This is a genomic window from bacterium, from assembly GCA_021159335.1.
Taxonomy (GTDB): Bacteria; UBP14; UBA6098; order B30-G16; family B30-G16; genus JAGGRZ01.
Genome location: JAGGRZ010000103.1, coordinates 1 through 6,449 on the forward strand (window position 1 = coordinate 1; position 6,449 = coordinate 6,449).

9 protein-coding genes are annotated in these 6,449 nt (G+C 42.5%); all 9 read right to left on the reverse strand.

Going from position 1 to position 6,449, the window contains the following annotated elements; genetic code table 11:
• Positions 1 to 200 (reverse strand): hypothetical protein (locus J7J62_05765; GenBank protein MCD6124661.1); only part of this gene is annotated, 200 nt, incomplete at its 3' end.
• A 65-nt stretch (positions 201 to 265) separates the two neighbouring features.
• A complete protein-coding gene (locus J7J62_05770; GenBank protein MCD6124662.1) occupies positions 266 to 1,033 on the reverse strand; it encodes a hypothetical protein in 768 nt (255 codons plus the stop codon).
• A 32-nt stretch (positions 1,034 to 1,065) separates the two neighbouring features.
• Complete coding sequence (locus J7J62_05775) at positions 1,066 to 1,422, reverse strand: hypothetical protein (GenBank protein MCD6124663.1); 357 nt, start codon at positions 1,420 to 1,422, stop codon at positions 1,066 to 1,068.
• Positions 1,415 to 1,957, reverse strand: a complete 543-nt coding sequence (locus tag J7J62_05780; GenBank protein ID MCD6124664.1) for a glycosyltransferase family 4 protein — start codon at positions 1,955 to 1,957, stop codon at positions 1,415 to 1,417. Before J7J62_05780 ends, J7J62_05775 begins: the two co-directional genes overlap by 8 nt.
• Positions 1,936 to 2,658, reverse strand: a complete 723-nt coding sequence (locus J7J62_05785; GenBank protein ID MCD6124665.1) for a glycosyltransferase — start codon at positions 2,656 to 2,658, stop codon at positions 1,936 to 1,938. Before J7J62_05785 ends, J7J62_05780 begins: the two co-directional genes overlap by 22 nt.
• Positions 2,642 to 3,490 (reverse strand): glycosyltransferase, encoded by an 849-nt coding sequence (locus tag J7J62_05790; GenBank protein ID MCD6124666.1) that lies wholly within the window; start codon positions 3,488 to 3,490, stop codon positions 2,642 to 2,644. The genes J7J62_05785 and J7J62_05790 overlap by 17 nt, the downstream gene beginning before the upstream one ends.
• Complete coding sequence (locus J7J62_05795) at positions 3,483 to 4,163, reverse strand: phosphocholine cytidylyltransferase family protein (protein ID MCD6124667.1); 681 nt, start codon at positions 4,161 to 4,163, stop codon at positions 3,483 to 3,485. Before J7J62_05795 ends, J7J62_05790 begins: the two co-directional genes overlap by 8 nt.
• A 10-nt stretch (positions 4,164 to 4,173) precedes the next feature.
• Entirely contained in the window at positions 4,174 to 5,613 is a 1,440-nt protein-coding gene (locus J7J62_05800; protein MCD6124668.1) for an oligosaccharide flippase family protein, read from the reverse strand.
• Positions 5,610 to 6,449: CDP-glycerol glycerophosphotransferase family protein (locus tag J7J62_05805; protein MCD6124669.1), on the reverse strand; the 840-nt coding region annotated here is incomplete at its 5' end. The genes J7J62_05800 and J7J62_05805, both read right to left, overlap by 4 nt.

The window sequence follows — 6,449 nt, forward strand, 5'->3', positions numbered from 1 at the left end:
TATGATGTCACATATCCTGCCTCGAATGATGTTCCGTGTGCGGGGTGCCCAAAACCTATCACTGCCTGTCCTATCGAAGCATCGAGAGCGTAGGATGTTCCAGATATGCGACCACCGCCGTTATCCACAACTTTTGGTGAGACAGTTTGAGATATTAAAAGTGAAGTGGTTAATACTAAAATCAATAGAATCAATCTCATTAATAGCCTCCTTTTTATTTAATTTAATGTTATTCAGCATTTTTGCCAAGATGATTATTAAAATTTCAACATATTCTGGGTAATTGTTCGCCTTCAAGCATTATTAGCTTTCTTTTTCCACCTATTTTGGTCCGCAGGATTACGCCTTTGCCGTTTGTTACTTTGCCTATTATCGCTGCTGAGGTCCCGAGTTCGTTGTTTTTAAGCGCGTTGATAAGTTTTTCTGCATCATTTTCAGCGACAAAAAAGACCATCTTGCCCTCGTTGGCCATGTATAATGGGTCGAAGCTGCCGAGTTCGTTGTTTTTAAGCGCGTTAAGAAGTTTTTCCGCATCATTTTCAGCGACAAAAAATACCATCTTGCCCTCGTTGGCCATGTATAATGGGTCGAAGCCGTAAAGTTCACAAAGCGCTTTGACCTGTTCCTTTATCGGGATGGCGTTTTCATCTACCTCTATTCCGAGTCCTGCTTTTTCGGCTATTTCCACGAGCACTGTTGCGAGACCGCCTCTCGTGGGGTCGCGCATGGCATGAATCTCCACGCCTGAAGTTATGGCATCCTCTACGAGTCCCCACAACTGCGCACAATCGGAATTAAGCGGCGGGTCTGTTTCAATGTTTTCTCTGGCTGCTAATATCGCTGCACCATGTCGTGCTATGTCGCCTGAGAGCACTACTACATCGCCGGGTTCGATTCTGTCGATACCAACATCTATAATTACATTTCCTACCGCAGCCGTGGTTATGTAGATTCCGCCACCGTGGCCTTTGGGGACGACTTTTGTGTCTGCTGCAACAATTTCTGCGCCTACCTCGTTAAGTGTTTTTGCCATGCTGTCGGCTACTTTTTCGAGGTCACTTATTTTTAGCCCCTCCTCAATAACGAATGAGGCGGAAAAATATTTTGGTTGCCACTTATTTTTAGCCCCTCCTCAATAACGAATGAGGCGGAAAAATATTTTGGTTTGGCGCCCATGGCGGCAAGGTCATTAATCGTCCCCGCCACCGAAAGTTTCCCTATGTCGCCTCCGGGAAAGAATATTGGCTCAACTATGAAAGCATCAACTGTAAAAGCTTTCTTCCCATTGGTTTTTATTATCGCTGAGTCCTCAAAGCGATTTAGAATGGGGTTGGAGAATTTTTTCGCGAAAATGTTCTCAATAAGCCTTTTAGTGGCGAGACCGCCTTCGCCATGAGCAAGAATTACTCTTTCCTCATCCATTTTTTACCACCTCTTCAAGAGTGCTAACAAATTTTTCTGCAGTCTTAGCCCAGCTAAATTGCCTTGCTCTTTTTCGTCCGCATTCGGCAAGCTTTATCCTTAGTTGCTCGTCACCAGCAAGTTTTAGAATTGCACTTGCGATTTCCTCGACATCATACGGATCAACCATCAATGCACAATCGCCAGCTACTTCCGGTATAGCCGACCGGTTTGAGGTGAGCACAGGGCATCCAGCAGCCATAGCCTCGACCGCTGGCAATCCGAAACCCTCGTAAAGAGACGGAAAAAGAAGAAACTGAGCGTTGGCATACATTGCTGGGAGTTGGTCGTCGGGCACGAAACCATGGAAAACGATTTTGTCGGAAAGTTTATTGTTCTTTATTTCGCGCATTAATCGTAAAAAGTTCTCGTCATTTTTATTTATTTTTCCCAAAATGAGGAGTTTTGGTAAATCGGCTTCTTTAAGTGCTAATGAGTAAGCTTTAATGGCTCGAATCAGGTTTTTTCGAGGGTCTATCCCACCAACATATAGTATATACTAAGTGCTAATGAGTAAGCTTTAATGGCTCGAATAAGGTTTTTTCGAGGGTCTATCCCACCAACATATAGTATATACTTTTGTTTGATGTCGTTTTCGATTGCTTTGTCCGAGTTTACTTCAAAAAATTTTTGGTCAACTCCAAGAGGAACGACAAAGACCTTTTTATCGTCCAGATCGTAATCGGTAAGCAATTCGCGTTTCACAAAGTTCGAGCTCGTTATTATGTAATTTTTTAATGCGTTCATTAGTTTTTTATGCCACAAAAGATGCTTTATTTTCTGTTTGAGATTTTTTGCATGGTATTCGGGGAATTTAAAGAATATGAGGTCGTAAATCCATGTTACTACTCTGCTTTTGGGATTAAGCGGCGGACACCACATTTCAGCAAAAGAGGAGTCGAAGTAAACATCAGGGTTTGTTTTGCTGATAATTTTTTCGGCAAATTTCCTTTTTATTAGCCAGTTATATATTATATCGAAGTAGCCTCCGAAGGAAAAATCAACATACTCAACGGCGAAATTTTCTGGCTTTTCCCGAAGTAATTCCTGTGGAATGTTATTTTTAGAGCAAATAAGGATGAATTCGTGTTTTGTGTTTAACTCAAAGAGTCCACGCAAAATACCCCTTATGTGGGCACCTATTCCGCGGTATCTCGATTGAGTTTGAAGAGGAAATATGTCAATAGCTATTCTCATTCTTTGTTTTTGCTGAGAACCATGCATATGCGATGGAGTTAACAAGCCATGCGGGAGCTCTAAGATACCAGAATCCAAAGCTTTTGCCGTCAGGACCACCGTAAAATAGTCTTACGGGTAATGCGATAATTCGAACCAGTGCGTAAAAAAACGCCTGCCACATATTTTTTATCCTTTTAGCAGGTACCGGCATAAGATTGAGCTTACTTAGTTGAGCCATACCATGCGCGTATATTATCTCCCTTTTTAGCACATTTGCTATCGAGCGCGGCAGTGGATGATAGACCAATGTTTCTGGCACGAGTACAATTTTTTTGCCCATCTGTCTTATTTTGTGACGCAACAGATTATCCTGCCCAGCTATTAGCCTTTCGTCAAATCCTCCCGCGGCGATAAAATCGTCCCTTCTTATCGCGCAAAAGAGTGTGGTTACCATGTCGCTTTCCTTTATTTCGTTTACAGTTGGTGCTTCGGTGCGAGGGAATTGCTTTCTGTATGCTTTTTGAAGCCAGTTCATGTCTGGACATGGTTTTTGCACTGCGCCTGCCATACCTATGTTATCGTCCGAAAGTAATGCCTCTACCACTTTACTCAGCGTATCGTCAGATTCTATTATCGCATCGTCGTCAATAAAAATCAATATGTCACCGCTGCTTCTTTCCACACCTAAATTTCGTGCCTTTCCCGCTGGAGCCAATTCTTTTATTACTACTATCTCGTCAGGTGGCAGGCGGTCTGCTCTTAATTTTCTTATTATTTCCAGAACATTTTTTTCGCGTTCAGGATAAAAAGAAGGGATAATAACGCTTATTGTTATGTTATTTTTACTCATTTATTTTCTTTAGCGCTTCTTTTGCTCTGCTCAGGTCCTCCTCAAAGTCGACCTCCATGCAGAAAAATTCGCTTATATCAAGAGGCTTTATTTTCAAGCCATTCTCTATCGCATATTCAATCCCTTTCTCGAAATAATCGTTATCGTTGCATCTGGCGAGCCCCTCAACGAGCAGCTTGAGCTCCTCGCGTTTTACAAAATTTATCCCGACGGCTTCGCCCAGCGCGTTGGTTAATTCCTTTGAGACAGCGGAAATGAATCCACGCTCATCCACTTTAAACTTGACGGCTTCCTCGTCAACATTTCCCATCGTTACTGCCATAAATGAACTTTCGGTGTGCGAGAGAATGTATTCCATTAATTTCGGCTCAAAAACTACATCACCATTAAGCCAGAGAACATCATCATCGAGCTTCTTTACAGCAAGGTAGAGACTTTTTGCGGTGTTGGTCGCAAAAAATAGAGGATTGTAAATAAAAGTAAGTTCTGGATAGTATTCCATTATCATTTCTTTTTTGAAGCCCACCACGATGTAGATATCGTCGATAAGGTGTTTCAACGATTCAATCTGAATGTCGAGAATGGTTCGTTCACTGTCAACTTTGACGAGACACTTTGGAAGCGTTGTGCCGAGCCTTGTCCCGAACCCTGCTGCAAGGATCACTACTTTCATTTTACGCTCCTTATCTTTGTTTTGTTTTCTTTAGAAGTCCAAATAATGCGTTTCTATCGCCTCTTATTGGGGAGAAAGTGAAGTCGATGATCATGAAGAGAACGAGTGCGGCGCAAGATATGAAGAGCCAAGTTAAAAAGCCCATAAACTTTGTTGAGATAAATTTAAAGACAATCCACTGTATGGAACCGACTGCGAAAAGATATGCGAGAACCTTCGCACTGTAAGGATAGATTCCAAATATTAAGGCAACCTCAAAAAATTTCATTAAGTTTACGATAATCACCGATGCTGCGAACGATATGGCTACTCCCATAGTATATTTTGGTCCAAGGATTACTCCAAGTAATATGCCTGTAATGAGTCCCACCGCACCGTTTAAAACTTCGAACTGCTCGTGGTGGGTCATGTTTAGAAGGGTGCCGTTGGGTCCCACGAACGAGTTGAAAAATTGCGCTATAAGGACCACTGATATTATCGACGGGTAAATCGGATCATTCCATCCAAGGAATCCAAGGATTCGACTAATGTTGACAAGCAAAAATATTGTAAGCGGCAAAACAAGGTATGCGTTCCAGCGAGTTAAATCTGTAAAAACTGTTTTTATGGTTTTTAGGTCACCTTTGTGCCAGCTTTCAGAAAATATTGGCATAGCTACATTTGTGAAAGCTATTCCGAGCATCTGAACTATCACGCTGATAGTCATTCCAAGTGAAAGCGCACCGACTACGGCACTCGTGGCATAAATACCCTGAAGAACTTTTGAAAGTGAACCGTAAAGCCCGTATAGTATCGTTACGAGGTAAAAAAATCGCGATTGTTTCATATAGTCCCATGCAACCGTGAAATCCAGCTTTGGCTTGCCAGAAAAATTTTTCGAGGCGAGGTATCCCATAACGAGCAAGGGTGCCAGTGAAGCCGCTACCAGTGATTTATGGGTCCAGCCGAGAAACGGAATTAAAAGAAAGAAAAAAGCTATTTTGGTTATCCGCACTGCAACATCTTTCGTGAAGCTTGCTATCTCCTGTTTGCTTATACCTTTATAGTAGCCGTAGATAAGCTCCGATACCTGTGTGAAAATTATCAAAAGATACGCTGCGACAACATACTGCCAGCCATATAGACCCGAATTGAATAGCATAATGAAAAGCACCGAAAGCGTCAGCGGGAGAACAAATATATCAACTCCAAGGGTCGATGTTAGCATCTGTGAGAATATTGTTTTTGCTTTTTTAGGATTTACCGCCGCGTTTCTGACAAGAAGCGGATGGAACCCAAATGTGAGAAATATAGCTACCGTTCCAGAGGCGCCGAAAACGAGGCTCGCTTTGCCATATTCTGCGTCGCCTATGGTTTTTGCAAGAAACAATTGAAAGAAAAATCCTATCGCAGCTCCTATAACATTCCACGAGAAAACATTAGCAGTTTTTTTCATGACATTAACGCTCATCGCAGCTCCTCAAGTCGCTTTCTTATCTCATTCCATACTCGTTCTGTTGAGCGGTCGTCGCGGAAGTTGTTTACCAACGCATTAATTGTCTCGCGCTGCTGGGAATAATAGCTTTTGTCCCGCAGGGATTTTAACATTTCCTCCTCGAGTGATTCCTGGTCGTAGGCTTTTGGCCCAGGCGTCCAGAAGTCATACGGTTCGAGAAGAAAACCGCGCTTGATTCGGTAGATATCTATGTCGACGGGGACGAAAACTATAGGTTTATCAAGGAGCAGGAAGTCGAAATAGACGGAGGAATAGTCCGTAATCAAAAGGTCAGCTGCGCCCAAAAGCTCATATATATCCACGAGGTTTCTGGATAATGCATCGTTTCGGATGATTCTAAAGTTTTCTCCAGTAAATTTTTTGTCGATGGCATCATAAAGCGGTTCTTCGGTCCAGTGAAGTTTAGCGACGAATAGTATACCATGCTTTTTCAGAAACTCATGGAATCGTTTCGCATCAAAATTCCTGAATCTGAATATGTTATCCTCGATATCTGCACCCTCAACTCTTTGGTTCATTCTCTTTCTGAAAGTTGGCATGTAAAAAACGATATGCTCGAATTCCCCGATATTTACGCCGAGCAGCTTTTCGAGAATATCTTTTTTGGGATGGAACAAAGCATCACAACGAGGCTGCTCAAATTCCCCGATATTTACACCAAGCAGTTTTCCGAGAATATCTTTTTTGGGATGGAACAAAGCATCGCAGCGAGGCTGACCTGTTATGGTGAGTTGTTCGGGGAAAAGATGAAAACACGCCGCAAGAAGTGAACTCATAAGCTCTGATGTCGA

Coding starts and splice junctions, on each gene's coding strand:
- J7J62_05790 (MCD6124666.1), bottom strand. CDS start 3,490: ATGAGTAAAAATAACATAACAATAAGCGTTATTATCCCTTCTTTTTAT.
- J7J62_05770 (MCD6124662.1), bottom strand. CDS start 1,033: ATGGCAAAAACACTTAACGAGGTAGGCGCAGAAATTGTTGCAGCAGAC.
- J7J62_05785 (MCD6124665.1), bottom strand. CDS start 2,658: ATGAGAATAGCTATTGACATATTTCCTCTTCAAACTCAATCGAGATAC.
- J7J62_05800 (MCD6124668.1), bottom strand. CDS start 5,613: ATGAGCGTTAATGTCATGAAAAAAACTGCTAATGTTTTCTCGTGGAAT.
- J7J62_05795 (MCD6124667.1), bottom strand. CDS start 4,163: ATGAAAGTAGTGATCCTTGCAGCAGGGTTCGGGACAAGGCTCGGCACA.
- J7J62_05775 (MCD6124663.1), bottom strand. CDS start 1,422: ATGGATGAGGAAAGAGTAATTCTTGCTCATGGCGAAGGCGGTCTCGCC.